The organism is Streptomyces yamdrokensis (assembly GCF_053890455.1).
In genome coordinates this window covers 4,498,782-4,518,248 of the sequence record NZ_CM132679.1, presented here as the reverse complement: position 1 = coordinate 4,518,248, position 19,467 = coordinate 4,498,782, and the positions used below count along the sequence as shown (strand labels likewise).

The following is a 19,467-nucleotide window of genomic DNA, read 5'->3' as shown; positions in this document are numbered from 1 at the left end:
CTTTCGTCGAACGGAACGTTCCTCGGTGAGTACGTTCCGTTCGACACCTGCTTCCGTCGATCAGTTGTCCACGAACGCATTACGCAATGATCACGGTCGCGCGCGGTCACGGACACCGCGTCGATCACGCCGGCTCCGGGGCCCGACCGGCGAGGGTCACGCCTTCGGCGCCACCTTGCTCAGGCCGTTGATGATGCGGTCCATCGCGTCGCCGCCCGTGGGGTCCGTCAGGTTGGCGAGCAGCTTCAGGGTGAACTTCATCAGCATCGGGTGCGTCAGGCCGCGCTGGGCGGCGATCTGCATGACCTTCGGGTTGCCGATGAGCTTCACGAACGCGCGGCCGAGCGTGTAGTAGCCGCCGTAGGTGTCCTTCAGGACGCGCGGGTAGCGCTGGAGGGCGATCTCCCGCTGGGCCGGCGTCGCCCGCGCGTGGGCCTGGACGATGACCTCCGCGGCGATCTGCCCGGACTCCATGGCGTACGCGATGCCCTCGCCGTTGAACGGGTTCACCAGGCCGCCCGCGTCACCGACGAGCAGCAGCCCGCGCGTGTAGTGCGGCTGGCGGTTGAAGGCCATGGGGAGCGCGGCACCGCGGATCGGGCCGGTCATGTTGTCCGGGGTGTAGCCCCAGTCCTCGGGCATCGACGCGCACCAGGCCTTCAGGACCTCGCGCCAGTCCAGTTCCTTGAAGGAGTCCGAGGTGTTGAGCACGCCGAGGCCGACGTTGCTCGTCCCGTCGCCCATGCCGAAGATCCAGCCGTAGCCGGGAAGCAGCCGGTCCTGCGGGCCGCGGCGGTCCCACAGTTCGAGCCAGGACTCCAGGTAGTCGTCGTCGTGGCGCGGCGAGGTGAAGTACGTACGGACCGCGACGCCCATCGGGCGGTCCTCACGGCGGTGCAGGCCCATGGCCAGGGACAGCCGCGTGGAGTTGCCGTCGGCGGCCACCACCAGCGGGGCGTGGAAGGTGACTTCCCGCTTCTCCTCGCCGAGCCTGGCCTTCACGCCGGTGATGCGGCCGGTGCGGTCGTCGATGACCGGCGCGCCCACGTTGCAGCGCTCGTACAGGCGCGCGCCGGCCTTCTGGGCCGCCCGGGCCAGCTGTTCGTCGAAGTCGTCACGCTTGCGGACCAGGCCGTAGTCGGGGAAGGAGGCGAGCTCCGGCCAGTCGAGCTGGAGGCGGACGCCGCCGCCGATGATGCGCAGGCCCTTGTTGCGCAGCCAGCCCGCCTCCTCGGAGATGTCGATGCCCATCGACACCAGCTGCTTGGTGGCGCGCGGGGTGAGCCCGTCGCCGCAGACCTTCTCCCTCGGGAAAGCGGTCTTCTCCAGCAGGAGCACGTCGAGACCGGACCTGGCCAGGTGGTACGCGGTGGCGGAGCCGGCCGGCCCCGCGCCCACGACGATCACATCGGCGGTGTTGTCGGAGAGCGGCTCGGTCACGGCGGGTTCTCCCCAGGTTCGAAATCTGCGTGCCGACGGGCACTGGACACGGGCAGTCTATGCAGGAGAATTGATCACCCGGCTGAAGGGCTGCCTCGATGCACCCAGCCCTGCCCGCTGTACGGCTCCGCGTACCCACGCACGAGGACGCCTTCACCTGGCACCGGATCCTCGCCGACCCGGACGTCATGGAGTTCCACGGCGGCAGGGCCGCGGAGTTGTCGGTCTACGAGGAGCTCACCGCCCGCCGGCGACGGCACGACGCCGAACTCGGCTTCTGCCTGTGGACCGTGGTCGACGGGGCGGACCGCGTCATCGGCTTCACGGGCGCCCAGCCCTGGGAGCGGGACCGGGGTCCGACCGGCGGGATCGAGATCGGCCGGCGCCTCGGCCGGGAGCACTGGGGCAAGGGGTACGTCACCGCCGCGGCGCACCAGACGCTGGAACGGGTGCGCGCCACCGGCGTGCGGGACGTGGTCGCGATGGTCGACGCCCGCAACACCCGCTCGGCGGCGGTCACCCGTCGGCTCGGGATGCGCCTCGCCGAGACGTTCACGATCCCGCTCTCGCTCTCGCTCTCGCTCTCGCTCTCGCACCGGGAGGGTCACTGCTACCGGCTGACCCCCTGAAAGCGGAAGCAGCAACCTTCAGTTCATTCACCCGGTGTGACTGAATGTCACGGATAGCCACGGAATACTTCCTTCCGGCGCGTGGCCGTGCCTACGCTGCCGGTACCGCTGGGGGTGACATCCGTGCGTATGCGAACCGGAACAACCGAGGTGCGCGTTCCTCGCCTGGTCGGCCTGATGGCCGTGGACGCGCGTGAGTCGGCTCGTGCGCGTGGCCTGTCCCTCGAGGCGCCGGACCGGCCGGACTTCCACCTGACCGTCGTCGAGTACGTCGTGCGCCAGTATCCGCAGCCCGGCACCGAGGTGCCGCGTGACTCCGCGGTGCACGTGTGGTTCGACTTCGGGGAGGGGGACGGCGGAGGAGGGGTGCGTGAACCGCGCGGGCCGGTGCCTCCCGGCGGCGGCCTCCGGCGGGAGCTGGACGAGCCGGGAGCCCCGCACCCGGCCGCGCCCCGCACGGCGACGGCACTCCTCGGCCCGCCCTGACTCCGCCCGCGCGCCCCGCGTGGCTCGCCTCAGCCCGCCTTGTGACCCCGGTGCAGTGCGACCACGCCACCCGTGAGGTTGCGCCAGGCCACCTTCGTCCAGCCGGCACCCTGCAGCCGCCCGGCCAGGGCGGACTGGCCGGGCCACTCCCGGATGGATTCGGCGAGGTAGACGTACGCGTCGGGGTTCGACGACACCGACCGGGCGACCGGCGGCAGCGCGCGCATCAGGTACTCGGTGTACACGGTGCGGAACGGCGCCCAGGTGGGCTGCGAGAACTCGCAGATGACGAGGCGCCCGCCGGGCCGGGTCACCCGGTGCATCTCACGCAGCGCGGCGTCCGTGTCCTGGACGTTGCGCAGTCCGAAGGAGATGGTGACGGCGTCGAAGACGTCGTCCTTGAAGGGCAGCCGGGTCGCGTCGCCGGCGGTGCAGGGCAGCCAGTCCCGGCGCTGCTTGCCGACCCGGAGCATACCGAGGGAGAAGTCGCAGGGGACGACGTAGGCACCGGCCTGTGCGAAGGGCAGCGAGGACGTCGCCGTACCGGCCGCCAGGTCCAGGACCTTCTCCGCGGGGCGCGCGCCGACCGCCTTGGCCACCTCCTTGCGCCAGATCCGGTCCTGGCCGAGCGACAGCACGTCGTTGGTCAGGTCGTACCGTTCCGCGACGTGGTCGAACATCGAGGCGACTTCGTGCGGCTGCTTGTTCAGGGATGCGCGGGTCACGGGCCCATTCTTGCAGTCCGCTCCCCGGGCAGGAGCCCCGGCTTCCCGCCCGCGCCCAGCGGCACCCCTGCTCCGTGCGCCCGCCGGCCCTCCCCCTCAGCGGACCCCCGCCGGCCCGTCCCCGCCGACCTCGCCCGTGCGCTTCAGTTTCTGCCAGCGCAGCCGGCCGCCGGTCAGGGCGGTGACACAGGAGTGGATGAGGACGAGGTACATCATCTGCCGGTAGGCCAGTTGCTGCAGCGGCATCATCAGCAGATACCGGTACTTCTCGCGGTCGAGGCGGAAGGCGTACGCGGCACACACCAGCTGGACCCCCAGCACCGCCAGCCATGCCACCAGCGCCGCCGTGAAGTCGACGAAGACCATCGAGTACACGGTGAACACGTCGATGAGCGGCGCGAACACCGGCGTGACGATCTGGAAGAGCACCACGAGCGGCATCCCGACCCGCCCGAACCGGCCCGAAGGCCCCTTGTCCGTCAGGGACCCGCGGTGCTTCCACAGCGCCTGCATGGTGCCGTACGACCAGCGGTACCGCTGGGACCACAGCTGCTTGAGCGAACCCGGCGCCTCGGTCCAGGCCCGGGCGTGCTCCTGGTAGACGACCCGCCATCCGGCGCGGTGCAGGGCGATGGTGATGTCGGTGTCCTCGGCGAGCGTGTCCTCGCTCATGCCGCCGGCCCGGAGGACCGCCTCGCGGCGGAACGCGCCGATCGCGCCGGGGATGGTCGGCATGCAGCGCAGCAGGTCGTACATGCGCCGGTCGAGGTTGAAGCCCATCACGTACTCGATGTGCTGCCAGGCGCCGATGAGGGTACGCCGGTTGCCGACCTTGGCGTTGCCCGCGACGGCTCCGACGCCGGGGTCGGCGAAGGGCTGCACCAGGTGCCGTACGGTGTCCGGCTCGAAGACGGTGTCGCCGTCCATCATCACGACGATGTCGTGACCGGCATGCCGGACGCCGTTGTTCAGCGCCGCCGGTTTGCCCGCGTTCGCCTGCCGCACGACGCGGACGTTCGGCAGACCGAGCGACTCGGCGATGTCCGCCGTCCCGTCCGTGGAACCGTCGTCCACCACGACGATCTCGATCGGGTGCGTGCTCCCCGCCAGCGACCGGAGGGTGTTGGCGATGCACTCCTTCTCGTTGTACGCCGGGACGATCACGCTCACCGGGCGGGTGACGGGCGGCCCCCAGCTGAAGCGGCGTCTGTTGCGCTGCCGGTGGTGGCGCCGGGCGAGGACCAGCATCAGCCCGAACCGGCCGAGGACCGCCACGCCGACCACCACCAGGCCGGCCGACAGCACCGGCACCGTCCACTCCGCGACGGCGACGGCGGCGATGAGCGCCCTGCCCTCGTACAGCGTCGCGCCGGACGCCTCACGGTGCGCGGCCTGGAGGGGGTTCCCGCCACCGGGGACGCCTGCGGTCGGCTGCGGCCCGGGCACGGTGGCGCCGTCCGCCCGCTCCTCGGTCCCGGCGCCGGCGCCGTTCTCGGGCTGCTGCCCGGATGCACCGGCGTCCTCGGTCCGCTGCTCGGACATGGCGCCGCTGACGGTGGTGAAGGTGTATCCCTTCGCCTTCATCTTCTCGATGTACGTCGCCAGCGCCTCGACGGTCTGCGAGCGCTCGCCGCCGGAGTCGTGGAAGAGCACCGACGCGCCCTCGCCGTCCTCGGGCGTCGCCCCCTTCACGATCTCCGCCACCCCGGGCTGCTTCCAGTCCTGGCTGTCGGTGTCGATGAAGACGCTGGTGTAACCGTCCTCGCCGAGCTGCTGGTAGACCTGCCAGCTGTAGTCGTCGATGGCGTCCGTCTTCGAGGAGTACGGCGCGCGGAACAGCGTGGTGGTGATCCCGGCCGCCCCCGCGAGGGCGAGCTGGGTCTGCTCCATCTCGCGGGTGAGCCGGGAGGAACTCTGGTACGACAGGTCCACGTGCGTGAACGTGTGGACACCCACCTCGTTGCCCTGCTCGACCAGGTCCCGCACGATGCCCGGGTGGCGCGAGATCATGGAGCCGACCAGGAAGAACGTGCCGGGAACGTCGTACTCCTCCAGGACCTGGAGCACCTTCGGCGTCCAGGTGGGGTCGGGGCCGTCGTCGAAGGTGAGCACGATCGTCCTGTCCGGTACGGACACGGTCGTGGCCCGGCCACCCGGGAAGCTGAGGATCGGTCCTCCGTCGAGGACCTCCTCGGGTACGTCGCCGGCGTCCGCCCCGGCGCGCACCCGCTGGTCGCCGCCGACCTCGGCGCGCAGATAGCCGTCGAGCAGCAGGACGCAGCTCAGGGCGAGCAGGAGCAGCAGGGCGAGGAGGACCCTGGGCCGCTGGAGCGCGGCGGCCCGGCCTGCGGCGCGTTCGATACGGGTGGGGGCGCGGCGTCGGCCGCGCGAGGACGTGTCGAGAGTCATGAGGCGGCGCTGCCGGTGGGAGAGGCGCTGCCCGTGGGAGAGGCGCTGCCGGTGGGCGGGGCACCGGTGGGCGGGGCACCCGTCGGCGCCGTACCGCCGCCCGGTGGGCCCCCGTCCTGTCCGGGCGCGCCACCCCGGCCGTCACCGAAGGGCAGCAGCGAGGCCGGGGTCACGGAGGTGCCGATGCCCAGGAAGGTCAGGCCCAGCACGAACGCGTAGCCGACGCAGACGGTGCCGGCCAGGAGGCCGATCCGGCGCAGCAGTCTGGCCCGGCGTCCGGAGCTGTCGACGAACACGGGCCCTTCACCGGACCTCTTGCCGCGGCGGCGGCGGCGCCCGCGCACGTCGTCGGCGCGGCTCTCGATGGCAGGATCGGAATGCATTCCCCGGACGGTAGACAGCCCTGCCTGCCGAAAACCCGGTCCCCGCTGTGAGGTGCCCAAGAAAACGCGCCCAGCCTTTTCTTTCGCTGAGGATTCACGGCCTTTGGCCCACCGGGGTCCTGTTTTCCCAGGTGGGGCACAGGACGCCGTGCGAGGTTTCCGGTTCCGAACCCGAACCGTCGTACGTGTGAAGGAGAGCGAACACCGTGAGCGGTCCACTGAAATCCGTCGCCGGTCTCGTCTGTCTGTTCGTCCTGGCCACGGCGGGCTGCTCGGCCCCGGCCGACCCGGACGACCAAGGCGACGGGGAAGACCGGGCGTCGTCCGCGCCGGTCACCGCGTACGCCCCCTACGTCAGCGCCACCACGGCCGCCGGCCAGGACGCGGCCGGCTCCCCCACCGCCTACAACCTGGCCTTCGTGCTCTCCTCCGGTGAGGACTGCACCCCTGCCTGGAACGGCACGCGTTCCATCGACGACACGGCCGTGACGTCCCGCGTCTCGGAACTCACCGCGTCCGGCGCCGATGTCCGCGTCTCCTTCGGCGGAGCGTCCGGTACGGAACTCGCCGCGGCCTGTGACAGCGCGGAGGAACTGGCGGAGGCGTACGGCGCGGCGCTGGACGCGGCGGGTGCCACCCGGGCCGACTTCGACATCGAGGGCGACGACCTCACCGACCCCGACTCCGCGGCCCTGCGCTCGGAGGCGATCGCGCTGCTGCAGGAGGAGCGTACGGAGCTGGAGGTCTCCTTCACCGTCCCGGTGATGCCCTCGGGCCTCGACGAGGACGTCCTGGACCTGCTGGCCTCCGCCAACGACCACGGCGTGCGGGTCCGCACCGTCAACCTCATGACGATGAATTACGGGGAGTCGTACGACGGCGACATGGGCGACTACGCCGTCACCTCGGCCAAGGCCGCGAACGCCCAGCTCATGGAGGTCTTCGGCTTGTCGGGGACCGCTGCCTGGCGGGGCATGGCGCTCACGTCGATGATCGGCGTCAACGACGTCGGGGGCGAGACGTTCACCCTGGCGGACGCGGCACAGGTGCGCGCCTTCGCGGAGGAGAAGGGCATCGCCTGGGTGTCGATGTGGTCGTCCTTCCGGGACCGGCAGTGCGCGGAGGGCTCCGGCGCGGAGGATGCCGCGACCGACTGCAGCGGGGTGGAGCAGGAGGCGGGCGCCTTCGGGAAGGCCTTCGCGGGCTGACCGGCAACGGGCCGGTCTGCGCCGGTCGGACAGCACCGGACCTGCCGGCACCGGACCCGTCGACGTGACCCGTCAGCACCGGGCCGGTCAACGCCGGCGGTGCACCAGGCGTCCCGCACACACGGTCGCGACGCAGGCACCGGTGCCGTCGAAGACCGCCAGGTCCGCGCGGCCACCCACGACGAGCGCCTCGGGGCACAAGGACGGCAGGACGACGACGCCGTTGCGTCCGGCCGCGGCGCGCAGTCCGGGTGCGTCGGCGTGCTCCGCCAGTACCGCCACCGCGCCGCGCTTGAGCACCTCGTGGACGCGTTCACGCGGGCTCGGCGCGTCCGGAAGCGGTCCCCGGTGGATCCGCCCGGGCCCGAGCGTCCCGGGCCAGCGCCGGATCCGGGCACCCGGAAACCGGCCCTCCACCTCCGCCGGCGGCCCGACGGCGACGATCCGGCCGCCGTCGACGGCGACGGCCCCGCCCGTCGACGGCTCGGCAGCGTCCGCGGCGGCGTCCCAGGTGAGGCGCACCACCTCCGCCGTGTGAATCGTCAGCACGGGCGGATCAGTTGGTGGTGAGGAGCTTCAGCTCCGGGTGGGCCGTGCCGCCCTCGATCGCCGTGGAGGAGATGTGGGAGGCCACGCGGTCGTCGACGGGGTCGTTCGCCGGGTCGTCGTGCACGACGAGGTGTTCGTACGTGGTCGACCGCTGGGCGGGCACCCGTCCGGCCCGGCGGATGAGGTCGATGATCTCCACGCGGTTGGAGCGGTGCTTGGCGCCGGCGGAGGAGACGACGTTCTCCTCGAGCATGATCGAGCCGAGGTCGTCCGCGCCGTAGTGCATGGAGAGCTGGCCGATCTCCTTGCCGGTGGTCAGCCAGGAGCCCTGGATGTGGGCGACGTTGTCGAAGAACAGCCGGGCTACGGCGATCATCCGCAGGTACTCGAAGACCGTGGCCTGGGTGCGGCCCTTCAGATGGTTGTTCTCGGGCTGGTAGGTGTACGGGATGAAGGCGCGGAAGCCGCCCGTACGGTCCTGCACGTCCCGGATCATGCGCAGGTGCTCGATGCGCTCGGCGTTGGTCTCGCCGGTGCCCATCAGCATGGTGGACGTGGACTCGACGCCCAGCCCGTGCGCGATCTCCATGATCTCCAGCCAGCGCTCGCCGGACTCCTTCAGCGGCGCGATGGCCTTGCGCGGCCGCTCGGGCAGCAGCTCGGCACCGGCCCCGGCGAAGGAGTCGAGCCCGGCCGCGTGGATCCGGGTGATGGCCTCCTCGACCGGCACCTTCGAGATCCGGGCCATGTGCTCGACCTCGCTCGCCCCCAGGCTGTGGATGACGAGCTGCGGGAACTCCTTCTTGATGGCGGCGAAGTGCTTCTCGTAGTACTCGACGCCGTAGTCCGGGTGGTGGCCGCCCTGGAACATGATCTGCGTACCGCCGAGCTCGACGGTCTCGGCGCAGCGCCGCAGGATGTCGTCGAGGTCGCGGGTCCAGCCCTTGGCGGTGTCCTTCGGCGCGGCGTAGAAGGCGCAGAAGCGGCACGCGGTGACGCAGACGTTCGTGTAGTTGATGTTGCGCTCGATGATGTACGTCGCGATGTGCTCGGTCCCCGCGTACCGGCGGCGGCGTACGGCGTCGGCGGCGGCGCCCAGCGCGTGCAGCGGGGCGTCACGGTAGAGGTCGAGCGCCTCTTCGGGGGTGATCCGCCCGCCGGCGGCAGCACGGTCGAGGATGGGCTGGAGGTCGGCCTTCTCGGTCACCGGGCGTCCCTTTCGTAAGGTTCGTAAGGGTTGTGGACGGGCTGAGCCAGCCTACGTCAGCGGCCCGGGGCACCTGACGTCAGGCGTACCGGCACCCGTCGGCCCCGTACGCCCCTGCGATCGTCGGTCCCATCGGCCGCATCGGCTCCGTGCGCCTGCCCGGGCGTCACGCCGTGTACGCCCCGATCAGCAGCCCGGCGAACGCGCCGGCGATCAGGAACGGTCCGAAGGGGATCGCCGTCCTGCGCCCAGCCCGCCGCGCGACGACGAGGGCACCGCCGTACAGCGCCCCGAACAGGAACCCGGCGAAGGTGCCGAGCATCACGGTCGGCCAGCCGTACCAGCCGAGGACGGCCCCCGCGCCGAGGGCGAGTTTCACGTCGCCGAAGCCCATGCCGGCCGGGTTGACCAGGAACAGGACGAAGTAGCCGGCGCCGAGCGCGAGGGCGCCCAGCAGGGCGGTCGTCCAGGTGCCCGCGTGCTCGGGGAGCAGGGCGACGACACCGAGCAGGGCGAGGGCGGCCGCGGCGAACGGGAGGGTGAGCGGGTCGGGCAGCCGCTGCACCCGGAAGTCGACGACCGCCAGCAGCACGCCGACGGGCGCGAGCAGCAGCCAGACGGCCAGCTCGGGCCGGGTCCCGGTGGCGGCGGCGAGGGCGGCGCACACGAGCGCGGTGGCCGCTGCGGGGGCGGCGGGTCCGGGACCGTACGACGCCCCGGCGGTCCCTTCTCCCGCCCCGCCCGCGCGCGGGGCGCACTGTCCGCACCGGGCCCGGCCGAGCCACCCGCGCAGCGGATGCCCCTCGGGGCACCGGGCGCGCCACTCCTCCCCCGCCGGGACGGCGAACCGGTGCACCGCGCGGGGCAGCAGCGCGCCCGCCACCGCCCCCCACAGCGCGGCGACCAGGACGATGGCCGCGACCGACGGGACCGGCAGGTCGCTCATGCGTCGCTCACCCCGCCGCCGCTGCCGCGACCTCGTCGCGCCAGGCCGGCAGCAGTTCGTCGAGCAGCGCCTCGGTGCGCGGCGGCAGGCCGCGGGCGCCGCTGCGGCCGACGAGGTCGGTGGCGAGGGCGGTGAGCCGGGAGGGGTCGTCGAGGGCGTGGGTGGCGCGCAGCAACTCGTTCCACAGCCGCTCGTCGGCCGGGGCGGTGCGCAGGGCCGCGTCGAGCGCCTCGATGGCCTTCTCCGCGCGGCCCTTCTCCATGTGGAACTCGGAGAGGGCGAGCCCGGTGTCGGCGACGAGCAGCGGGAGCTGGGCGTCGACGATCTCGTGGGTGAGCCAGCGGTAGCGGCCCTCGGGCCGGTCGGCGAGCAGCGGGCCGCGCACCAGCACCAGCGCGTCGGTGAGCAGCCGCCCGCGGACGGCGCGGCTGTCGACGCCCTTGCCCTGGGTCGCCTCGTGGTACAGCGACCGCAGCACGTCCAGGTCGGAGACGACGGACTTGGCGAGGGTGAGCCGCCCGGTGCGGTCGGTGCCGAGGCGTGGTGTGCCGTCGGCGTCGGTGCCGAGCCAGGCGCGCAGCCGGTCGAGGAGCGCCTCGCGCACGTCGTCGGTGACACCGCGCGGCCACAGCGCGGAGGACAGCACGCGCGGGTGCACACCCTCGCGGTGCAGGAGCAGCAGGGCGAGCGCCTCGTGGAGCAGGGCGCTGCGCTCGCCGTCCGGGGTGTCGAGTCCGATGATCTCGTACGACCCGACGAGGCGCGCGTACACGGCCGGCCGGCCCTGTTCGCTGATGTCGACGAGGAACGGCGGGGTGTTGACCGGTCCGTCGGGACCGCGGTCCGGGTCGGCCTCGACGAACAGTTCGACGACCGCGCGCTGTTGGGCGGCGGGCAGGAGCTGGGCGTCGAGTTCGAGGCCGAGCAGGGGCGCGAGCAGCTTGCCCTCGCCGGTGATCTCCATCTCCCAGGCGGCGCCCGGCAGATCGCCGCTCCCGGTGCCGACGAGGTAGCCGATGCCGAGGCGACCGGCGTCGGCGGCGAGTTCGGCGAGTCTGACGGCGTCCTCGGCGGTCGGCTCGGCCGCGAGCAGGACGAGCTGCGGGGCCCAACGGGTGTGCCGGGCCGGGCCGGTGCGTCCGGTGAGGACGGAGTCGTGCCCGGCGGCGCCCAGCGCGCCGCGCCGCTGCCGGGTCTCCGCCTCCATGGTCTCGACGAGTGCCTCGACGTCGTCGAGGTGGCGGAGCCGGTTGGGGGCGAGCGGGGTCAGGTCCTCACCGAACCCGACGAGGGTGATGGTCATACGGTCCGACCATCCGTTGGTCGCCAGCTCGGCGGCGACGGAGGCGAACACCGCGGCCCGGTCGGCCTCGCTGCCGCTCAGCGAGACGATCCCGGGGACGGACTCCAGGTTGAGCAGCAGGCGCGAGTCGTCCATGGTGCCGAGGCTGACCAGTCCGGGGTAGGGAGCGGCGGTGTCGACGTCCTCGTACTGCCCGGCGTCGTCCTTGGCCAGCGTCCAGAACGTCTGGTCCTGCCCGAGCCGCCACGGCGCCGGCGGCTTGCCGGCCGGCTGGGCGAGCTGGAGGTGCAGGTCGCCGTCGCTGAGCCAGGCGGCGTAGACGGTCGGCAGGGCACGCGACTCGGCGGCGAGGGAGGCGGCGAGCCCGCGCAGGGACCGGTCGAGCAGCCGTACGCCCTCGGGGTCGGCGCCGACGAGCAGCGCGTCCTGGACGTCCTGGGCGTCACCTTCCGGTGTGGGCGGCTCCATCCCGCGCCGCCCGCCGATCCCCCCGAACGCCGACTGCCACAGCGCCTGCCGACGCCGGTGCCCGAGGGCACCGAGGAGGCCGGCGGCGAGGAGGGGCGCGGTGAGGAGGGCTTCGGACAGACCGAAGGAGGAGGTCTCCTGGGCGGGGGCGGCGTGCTGCGGGGCGGGCACGGGCTGCCGGTGACCGGCGTGGTCGGCGGCGGGCGCGGGTTGCCGCTCGGGGGCGGGCCGCTGTTCGGGAACGGAGACGTGGGCGGCGCCCCCGCCGCTGCCCCGGGCGTGGTCCCCGGTCCTGGCGTAGTCGTGGATCTGCTGCCGCACGTCCGGCGAGACCTCGGGCGTCTCGTCCGGCACCTCGACGAGGTCGCCGCCGCGCGCGTCGCCGGGCATCTCCATGATCCAGCCGGGCCGGATGAGACTGGCCTCGGAGAGCTTGGAACCGTCGGGCTGGGTGCGGTCCTTGTTGAGCGCGAAGATCTCCTTGTACCGGCGTCCGTCCCCGAGGTGCCGCTCGGCTATCTCCCAGAGGGAGTCGTGGTGACGCCCCTCGGGCGGCTGGATCCGGTAGAACTTCGTGTCGTCCCGCTGGGCGGTGCCGCCCCCGGCGTCGGCGCGAGCGGCGGCGTCAAAGGCCTGCTCGGCGAGAGCGGCCGCGGCCCCGGCGGCCTGCTCCTGTTGCTGGGCGAAGAGCCCCGGCGTCTGCTGGGCGGTGGCGGCCGTGGCCTGCCGGCTGTCTTCGACTCCCTGCCCCAGCTGCGAGAGCCCCGGCGTGAAACTGGCCGCGGCGGCGCCGACGAGCAGCAGTGCGGCGACGAGTTGACGCGCGAGCAGCTGACTGGGTCCGGCCCCGGGCACCCGCCCCGGCACCCCGACGCCGGAGAGCGCGGCCCTCATCTCGACGAGCACACAGGCGGTGAACTGGGCCCAGGCGACCCAGACGAAGAAGACCAGGATGTTCTGGAAGGTCTCGACGGAGACCTCCGTCCTCAGCCACTCCATGGGCTCGAACGTGCTCGGCAACGGCCAGCCCGCGACCATGGCGAGCGCGGCCGGCACCCCCGCCACCAGCACGAGCAACGCCACGAAGGCGAAGAACGCCTTGACGAGGTCCCCGAAGGTCCGCCGCCGTATCCGCACGGGCCGAGGCGTCCGGTTCCGCGGAGCGGCGGCGCCCCCGGCTGGGTCTCCCGTCGCGCTGGACGAGCTTGGACTACGGCGTCGTGGCATGGCGGGTGTCCTGGTCGTGTGGTGTGGGAGGAGTCGAGGTGACGGCGTGGAGTGGGACGAGATCAGGTGATGAAGGGCGTACTGAGCCTACAGAGATCCTATGGACTCGCACCGGCCCCGCAGAAGCCCGCCTCCGCACCCCCACGTTCCCGTCACACCGCCGCAGGGCCGCACCACACGTACTCGCCCCGGGAATCACCCCCACCGGTCATGCACGACCAGGGCACTTCGACAAGGCTGTGTTGCGGGACCGTAGGTCGTGTTGCGCGCCAATCGGCTTTCGGTCGGCGCACACTGAAGTTCCTCAACGCGGTCCGCAGAGGAAAGGGAGCCCAAATGGCAAGCCTGCCCATTCTGTTGTTTGACGGAGACTGCGGCTTTTGCAGCAGAACAATCGAGATCGCTCGGCGAACCGTTCAGCCGCGCGTGCGATTCGTCCCCTGGCAGTACGCCGACCTCGCCGCCCTGGATGTCACCGAAGAAAGGGCCGACCGCGAGATCCTCTGGATCAGCCCGGTCGGCGGCAAGGTCCACGGCGGACCACGCGCCCTGTCCGCCGTGCTGATGTGCGGACGAAGGCGCTGGTGGTGGCTCGGACTCGTTCTTCGGCTGCCGCCCGTCAACTGGATGGCACGTGGCGTGTACCGGGTTGTCGCGAAGAACCGCCATCGCCTGCCGGGCGGCACGGTCACCTGCTCCCTCCCGGCCCATATGCGAGCGGCCCATATGCGAGGGAAACAGGGCTACTGACCCCTACTTCAGTGAAAGCTGCGGCGGTACCGCAGCGGGTGCCGTCCCGGCCGGGGCTTCCGTTCCCATGCCGCCTGTGCGCTGGAAGGTGCGCCGCCACAGCCGTCCCAGGGCGCGGTAGAAGCGGTCCGGCAGGAATGCGGCATCGGCGACGATCATCGCGCCGGAGAAGAGCGGCAGCCCCATGAGCACCGCGATATTCACGTGCATGCCCAACAACAGGATCAGAACAGGGTATTTGAGCCTGCCGAACAGGACGAACGGAAAGGCGACCTGTACCAGCACCGTCAGGTAACCGACGACGGCGATCAGCACGTGCTGGCCGGCGATCATCTGGGACAGCTCGGGCCAGGGCCGGAACAGGTCGATGTTCAGGACGTAGTGAAGGGCGGTGCCGTCGCCCCACTTCGGGCCCTGCACCTTGTACAGGCCCGCGCATCCGTAGAGGAAGCAGACCTGTGCGGCGATGACGAACATGCCGCAGTTGTGCAGCACGGTGGTCAAGATGGCGCGGGCGTCGCCGAGGTGGTGCCGGAGATCGCCGCCCCGCGGGCCTGCCGTCCTGCCCGCCGACGCCCGGAGCCGGGTCCTGCGGGCGTCGAGGGACCAGCGCCGGCCGCACGCGGTGAAGACGAGGTAGACAGCCATGAGGACCATGAGATTGTCCCCGCCGTCCGCCATGTAGATCGCCCTGGCGTGGAACGACACCACCACGACCGCGAACAGTACGGACACCGCCCGCGTCCGCCAGCCCAGCAGGAACAGCGCACACGTCACCAGAGCCACGGCGTAGCAGATCTCGAAGTACACCCGGCTGTCGGACAGGGTGAGGACGCTGGCCCACCCGCTCTGGTCGAACATCTGCCTGGCCAGTGTGGGCGTCCACGGTGCACCGGGGCCCCACATCTCGTCGCGGTGCGGAAACTCGCGGAGCAGGAAGACGAGATAGAGCAGCCCGTACCCGATGCGCAGCACCGCCGCCGCGTACAGGGAGACCGGCCGCTCGGTCAGGAGGACGAGGAACGCGTGGGCCCGGTCGAGTACGCGCTGCGGCATGCGAACGGCTGTCCGCCCGGTGGTGCGTTCGGGCGCTGTGGGCGCCGCGACCGGTTCCTGCTCAGTCCGTTGCATGCGAGGCCACCTTCCACCAGGGCAGATACCGGGTTTCGGCCCGCGTCGATGCCGTGGCGGCCGGGGGTGATCCACCCGCTGCGCCGGGCGCGGCGATGGACCGCGAAATCACCCGCAGCTGGATGGAGTCGAAGGTGCCGTCGCGTTGGGCGGCAACGCGATCCACTGCGATGTTGCGTAGATACTTCTCGATCATCAGAGCCCGCTCCGAGCGCGGCTGGTTGTCGCCGCCGTGCGTTTTCAGGTACGCGTTCCAAGCCTGACGCAGCATGTTCTGTGCCGTATGGCTCGGAAAGACGTTGTGCTTGACGGCGGCATCGTCCCGGGCGGTCAGATCGACCCAGCCGCTCACCTGTGCGGTGCCGTCCGGTGCCGTCTGCCTGGTCCTCGCTGAGATCTGCCGGTTGACGGACTGCGGATTCGGGGCGAAGAGCCGCCAGTTCTGCTCGAACACGGGCCGGACCCACGCGTTGACCTGCCGGCTGTACGCCTTGGTGATGGCGTTCGGAGGCGCCACGTACAGAAACACCAGGAGTACGTGGACCATGGTCACTGCCAGACACAGGGCCACCGCGGTTCCCGTCGCAGCGCTCAGCGGGCGGGGTGGCCCTGAAATCACGCGGGTGCCACCCGGCCCCCCGCCACCGTCCTGCGCTGCCGGCTCAGCTCCGGTCCGCTGCGGATACTTCAGGTTCGTCGACTCAGCGCCGCTCAGCACGGCCCCACCCGGTCCTTCCCATCCTGACTGCTCGCACCTGCTGCTCCTGCTTCCGCGGGCGGCACGCGGCGGATTGATGACGATCCGCCGCGCGCCACCCGTCTTACCTTCAGTGCACCTCGTGCTTGGCAGGCTTGCCCGGCCTCTTGTCATGGCCGGGCTTCTGCGGCTTGTCGTGGTGGCCGGGCTTCCCCGGCTTGCCGGGCTTCCCCGGCTTCATGTGGCAGTCGCAGTCGTGTCCGCCCACGGCGTCACCCGTCGCGGCGTCACCGGTCGCAGCGTCACCGGTCGCAGCGTCACCCGTCGCAGCGTCACCCGTCGCAGCGTCACCCGTCGCGGCATCGCCCGTCGCAGCGTCACCCGTCGCGGCATCACCGGTCGCGGCATCGCCCGTCGCGGCATCGCCCGTCGCAGCATCGCCCGTCGCAGCGTCACCGGTCGCGGCATCGCCCGTCGCAGCGTCACCGGTCGCGGCATCGCCCGTCGCGGCATCACCCGTCGCAGCGTCACCCGTCGCGGCATCACCCGTCGCAGCATCACCGGTCGCGGCATCACCGGTCGCGGCATCACCCGTCGCAGCGTCACCCGTCGCAGCGTCACCCGTCGCAGCGTCACCCGTCGCAGCGTCACCCGTCGCGGCATCACCCGTGGTCGTGGTGGTGGTTTCGCACTCCGGCCTGGTGATCACGTTGTTGTTCAGCGTCACGGCCCCGTTGCGGGCCAGCACCCGGCCCTCGATGGTCGCCCCACTGTTGACAGTGATCGAGGTGAGCGCCATGAGGGTGCCCACGAAGGTGGAGCCGGATCCGAGCGTGGCCGATTCGTCGGTCACCCAGAACACGTTGCACGCCTGGGCGCCGTTCTGAAGGACAATGCTGCTCCCGGATGCCGTTGTCAGGCCCGCGGGAACCTTGAACACCCAGACGGCGTCGGGGTTGCCCTGGGCATCCAGGGTCCAGGTACCGGTGACCAGGAGACCGGACTCGACCGCGTAGGTACCCGGAAGCAGTGTGGGAGTCACGGGCGCCGCGGAAAGGTTGAATTCCGTGGGCTGACCGAAGGCGTCGTCGTACGCCGTACCGAGGTCGGCCTTGGCTCCTGCTGCCGCCGCGCCCGCGTAGATCGACCCGCCCACCACCGTACCCGGCGGGAATCCGGTAACGGCCGTTCCCGGAGATACACCGATGTCTCCGGTGACCACGGAATTGCCTTCGTTGGTGACCGTCGAACCGGCCAGTACCGCGAAGCTTTCCGCGGTACCCAGGTCCACAGCTGTTGCCGCGTTTGCTCGCGTGGGCGTCACCACCACAACGGCAACGGCGACCAGCAGGGTGAGTACGCCCGCGATCCAGGCCGCCATTGTGCGCCGTTGTGGCACATCGGGAATGTTCAGTGTCATCGAGTGTTCAACTCCTGTGGGGGGTTCGGCGTTCCTCGTCGAACAGAATCGCCTCTTCTGTCGGCGGCATATTACGCAGGCGTCCGACCCCGACGACGATTCACTCGGGCAGTGTCGTCGGAATCAATCAATACGCATCAAGCGATGTACGAAAAATGTTGAGCCGAATAGCTGTCCCCCATCCGTGCGGTGGTGTCACCGACCAGCCGGCAGATCAAAGGAAAGAAATGGCGGCGCCGGTCGATCAGCCCAGGGACCGGACCCGTCGGTGACACCAACACCGATCACCACCGCCCGCCCGGCAGCGCACGTCGACATCCCCGACGTGGGCCCGGCCGCGCGGACCTACGGCGTCGAGGACGTGCCCGTCGCGCGGGGCGACAGTCGTACCCTCCGTATGGTGCTGACGCAGACGTACATTCCCGTGCCGGGAACCACCGACCAGGTCGTCCTCGTCTCCGGGGCCAGCCCGGTACTGGACCTGGCCGAGGCGTTCCACGACGTCTTCGACGCGGTGACCAGCACCTTCCGCTTCGTCTGAGCGGATCCGCAGAAGATCCGCAGAAGAGAGGATCCGGGCCATGGGCAAGAGCGACCTCGCGCTCCCGCTGAGCGAAATGGAGGACTACGGGCGCCGGCTGCGGTCGCTCAGGACACGGCTGAACCACACCAGAAAGCTCTTCGACTCCTACAAGGACGACATCGGCGACGGCAGCGTCAACGACGCGCTCTTTGACTTCGAGTCCAACTGGGAGGACGGCCGCGAGGACATCTCCCAACAGGTCAAGGACAAGACGCAGGTCAAGGACGAGCGGGGCGGCAAGGCCGACGCGTAGCGGGCCGGCGGTCTCGTCGTGACGTTCCACATGCCCGGAAACCGGCTCCGCATCGACTGCCGACAAGTGATTGACCGGCATCACCAGCTTCTTCCGGATCCGCTTCGCCTGGGATCCCGGTCGACGTGATCAACGCGTCACACCGCCGCAAGGTCACACCACACGTACTTGCCCCGGTTGCCGTCCCCGGCCAGCGGCTGCCGGCCCCAGAGGTCCGCGCAGGCCCTCACCAGGGCGAGTCCTCGCCCTTCCTCCGCCTCGGCAAGCGAAGCCGGCTCCCCCGGCGGCTTCGGAGGTTTTGGGTCCGTGTCCCACGCTCCGATCCGCAGCACGCCGGCCGACCAGCGCACCCGCAGTGCGGCAGGGCCCTTGGTGCGGCGTACGGCGTCGGAGACCAGTTCGGTCGCGAGCAGTTCGGCGGTGTCCACGAGGCGGATCAACCCGTGCATGGTGAGGATCAACCGGAGGGTGCGGCGGGAGACGGTGACGGCGCGCAGGTCGTTCGGGATGTAGAGGGTGTACTCCCATGGGGCGCCGAACTCGTCGGCACCGGTTTCGGGCATGGCGGAACTCCTGTCGGTTCACTGGAAAGTCGATGACCCTGGACTCGAACGGGCGGTGGCTCCGCCTCAGCCGTCACGGCATGACGGAGCGGTGCACTTCCGGAACCCCGGTGTCACAGTGCTTTCTTCTCGTCACCGAACGTAGGACCATAATTTGGGACTGCGCAGGCCATCGCCCTACTCTTCACCCCGAACGTGTCAATGTGCCGAAGCAGTCGAGGGCAGGGGGACAAGCCGTGCCACGCAGGCAGCAGGCCACCGCACGCCAGGAACGACTGGGGAGCGAACTGCGGAAGCTACGTGGGGCCGCCGGGCTCAAAGGCCGTGACGCAGCGGCTCTGCTCGGGACGGATTCCGCGCAGGTCAGTCAAATCGAGGCCGGCGTGGCAGGCGTCAGCGAAGCACGCGTTCGGCAACTCGCCGCTCACTACTCCTGTACGGACGAGGCGTTGGTAGAGGCACTCGTTGCCATGGCGACCGACCGGACGCGCGGCTGGTGAGAGACCTACCGGGGACTGCCGCCCACCTCTTTCCTGGACCTCGCCGAGCTGGAGCATCACTCCACCTACCGCAGGGACGTGGAGTTCCTGCACGTCCCCGGGCTGTTCCAGACGGCGGACTACGCCCGGGCGGTCTTCTCCTTCCGAGTCCCCGAGCTGCCCGCGGACGACCTCGAGTTGCGAGTGAACCACCGGATGGGGCGCAGGACCATCATCGAGGGCCCCGATGCCGTCCCATACACGGCAGTGATCCATGAGGCCGCCCTGCGCATCCGCGTGGGCGACCGAGCCGCCTCCCGCACCCAGCTCGGCAGCATCCTGGAGTTCGCCGAGGCGGACCACATCACCGTGCGCGTCGTCCCCTTCGACATGGACGGGTTCGCGGGAGCCACCAACGCGATGATGTACGTGGGCGGCGCCGTACCCGAGCTGGACACCGCTCTACGGGACGCACCTCAGGGAGCGGGCTGCATCGACGCCGCACCCCAGCTCCGCGCCTTCCGAAAGCTTTTCCACATGGTGGAAAATGCATCACTCGAACCTGCTCGATCCCGTGACTTCGTCCACCGACTGACGAGGGAGCTGTGAAG

17 protein-coding genes and 2 pseudogenes are annotated in these 19,467 nt (G+C 70.9%); 7 read left to right on the top strand and 12 right to left on the bottom strand.

Translation table 11 applies throughout. From position 1 onward, the window contains the following. Positions 1 to 156: 156 nt before the first annotated feature. A complete protein-coding gene (locus ACWZEH_RS20230) occupies positions 157 to 1,440 on the bottom strand; it encodes a geranylgeranyl reductase family protein (RefSeq protein WP_456192558.1) in 1,284 nt (427 codons plus the stop codon). Between the two features lie 98 nt (positions 1,441 to 1,538). Between ACWZEH_RS20230 and ACWZEH_RS20225 the strand changes: the two genes are divergently transcribed. Beyond that, complete coding sequence (locus ACWZEH_RS20225) at positions 1,539 to 2,069, top strand: GNAT family N-acetyltransferase (protein ID WP_456192557.1); 531 nt, start codon at positions 1,539 to 1,541, stop codon at positions 2,067 to 2,069. Positions 2,070 to 2,198: 129 nt separating this feature from the next. Further along, entirely contained in the window at positions 2,199 to 2,555 is a 357-nt protein-coding gene (locus ACWZEH_RS20220) for a PASTA domain-containing protein (protein WP_456192556.1), read from the top strand. A gap of 29 nt (positions 2,556 to 2,584) precedes the next feature. Here ACWZEH_RS20220 and ACWZEH_RS20215 read toward each other — a convergent pair whose 3' ends face one another. From ACWZEH_RS20215 to ACWZEH_RS20205, 3 genes are all read right to left on the bottom strand, one after another. Beyond that, complete coding sequence (locus ACWZEH_RS20215) at positions 2,585 to 3,280, bottom strand: demethylmenaquinone methyltransferase (protein WP_456192555.1); 696 nt, start codon at positions 3,278 to 3,280, stop codon at positions 2,585 to 2,587. Between the two features lie 96 nt (positions 3,281 to 3,376). After that, positions 3,377 to 5,689, bottom strand: coding sequence for a bifunctional polysaccharide deacetylase/glycosyltransferase family 2 protein (locus ACWZEH_RS20210; RefSeq protein ID WP_456192554.1), 2,313 nt, complete (start codon positions 5,687 to 5,689; stop codon positions 3,377 to 3,379). Continuing rightward, the gene (locus ACWZEH_RS20205) at positions 5,686 to 6,072 is read right to left on the bottom strand and encodes a hypothetical protein (protein ID WP_456192553.1); all 387 of its coding nucleotides are present in this window, start codon (positions 6,070 to 6,072) and stop codon (positions 5,686 to 5,688) included. Before ACWZEH_RS20205 ends, ACWZEH_RS20210 begins: the two co-directional genes overlap by 4 nt. A gap of 206 nt (positions 6,073 to 6,278) precedes the next feature. On the opposite strand from ACWZEH_RS20205, the gene ACWZEH_RS20200 reads away from it, so the two are divergent. Further along, positions 6,279 to 7,280, top strand: coding sequence for a chitinase (locus ACWZEH_RS20200; protein ID WP_456192552.1), 1,002 nt, complete (start codon positions 6,279 to 6,281; stop codon positions 7,278 to 7,280). 87 nt (positions 7,281 to 7,367) lie between these two features. On the opposite strand, the gene ACWZEH_RS20195 is transcribed toward ACWZEH_RS20200, so the two are convergent. From ACWZEH_RS20195 to ACWZEH_RS20180, 4 genes are all read right to left on the bottom strand, one after another. After that, positions 7,368 to 7,829 carry an imidazolonepropionase-like domain-containing protein gene (locus ACWZEH_RS20195; RefSeq protein WP_456192551.1) on the bottom strand — a complete coding sequence of 154 codons (462 nt, stop codon included), beginning with the start codon at positions 7,827 to 7,829 and terminating at the stop codon, positions 7,368 to 7,370. Between the two features lie 7 nt (positions 7,830 to 7,836). Continuing rightward, the gene (mqnC, locus tag ACWZEH_RS20190) at positions 7,837 to 9,036 is read right to left on the bottom strand and encodes a cyclic dehypoxanthinyl futalosine synthase (protein WP_456192550.1); all 1,200 of its coding nucleotides are present in this window, start codon (positions 9,034 to 9,036) and stop codon (positions 7,837 to 7,839) included. Positions 9,037 to 9,202: 166 nt separating this feature from the next. Beyond that, entirely contained in the window at positions 9,203 to 9,982 is a 780-nt protein-coding gene (locus tag ACWZEH_RS20185) for a prepilin peptidase (protein ID WP_456192549.1), read from the bottom strand. Positions 9,983 to 9,989: 7 nt separating this feature from the next. Beyond that, complete coding sequence (locus tag ACWZEH_RS20180; RefSeq protein ID WP_456192548.1) at positions 9,990 to 12,890, bottom strand: BTAD domain-containing putative transcriptional regulator; 2,901 nt, start codon at positions 12,888 to 12,890, stop codon at positions 9,990 to 9,992. 426 nt (positions 12,891 to 13,316) lie between these two features. Here ACWZEH_RS20180 and ACWZEH_RS20175 point away from each other — a divergent pair, with 426 nt between their 5' ends. Then, positions 13,317 to 13,730: a thiol-disulfide oxidoreductase DCC family protein gene (locus tag ACWZEH_RS20175; protein WP_456192547.1), complete on the top strand. Its 414-nt coding sequence runs from the start codon at positions 13,317 to 13,319 to the stop codon at positions 13,728 to 13,730. A gap of 3 nt (positions 13,731 to 13,733) precedes the next feature. Here the strand turns inward: ACWZEH_RS20175 and ACWZEH_RS20170 are convergent, their stop codons facing one another. The 3 genes from ACWZEH_RS20170 to ACWZEH_RS20160 form a co-directional block, all read right to left on the bottom strand. Next, a complete protein-coding gene (locus ACWZEH_RS20170) occupies positions 13,734 to 14,786 on the bottom strand; it encodes an HTTM domain-containing protein (protein ID WP_456199719.1) in 1,053 nt (350 codons plus the stop codon). A 61-nt stretch (positions 14,787 to 14,847) separates the two neighbouring features. Then, positions 14,848 to 15,579 (bottom strand): DUF5819 family protein, encoded by a 732-nt coding sequence (locus ACWZEH_RS20165; protein ID WP_456192546.1) that lies wholly within the window; start codon positions 15,577 to 15,579, stop codon positions 14,848 to 14,850. A 109-nt stretch (positions 15,580 to 15,688) separates the two neighbouring features. Then, positions 15,689 to 16,978 (bottom strand): ice-binding family protein, encoded by a 1,290-nt coding sequence (locus ACWZEH_RS20160; protein WP_456192545.1) that lies wholly within the window; start codon positions 16,976 to 16,978, stop codon positions 15,689 to 15,691. A 295-nt stretch (positions 16,979 to 17,273) separates the two neighbouring features. On the opposite strand from ACWZEH_RS20160, the pseudogene ACWZEH_RS20155 reads away from it, so the two are divergent. Both ACWZEH_RS20155 and ACWZEH_RS20150 read left to right on the top strand, forming a co-directional pair. Then, positions 17,274 to 17,519 (top strand): annotated as a pseudogene (locus ACWZEH_RS20155) (hypothetical protein); the annotation flags it as partial. A 40-nt stretch (positions 17,520 to 17,559) separates the two neighbouring features. Beyond that, on the top strand, positions 17,560 to 17,814 hold the full coding sequence (locus ACWZEH_RS20150) for a hypothetical protein (RefSeq protein ID WP_456192544.1): 255 nt from the start codon (positions 17,560 to 17,562) through the stop codon (positions 17,812 to 17,814). Between the two features lie 137 nt (positions 17,815 to 17,951). On the opposite strand, the gene ACWZEH_RS20145 is transcribed toward ACWZEH_RS20150, so the two are convergent. Then, positions 17,952 to 18,377 carry an ATP-binding protein gene (locus tag ACWZEH_RS20145; protein ID WP_456192543.1) on the bottom strand — a complete coding sequence of 142 codons (426 nt, stop codon included), beginning with the start codon at positions 18,375 to 18,377 and terminating at the stop codon, positions 17,952 to 17,954. Positions 18,378 to 18,613: 236 nt separating this feature from the next. Between ACWZEH_RS20145 and ACWZEH_RS20140 the strand changes: the two are divergent. Further along, a pseudogene (locus ACWZEH_RS20140) lies at positions 18,614 to 19,465 on the top strand (helix-turn-helix domain-containing protein). Positions 19,466 to 19,467 lie beyond the last annotated feature (2 nt).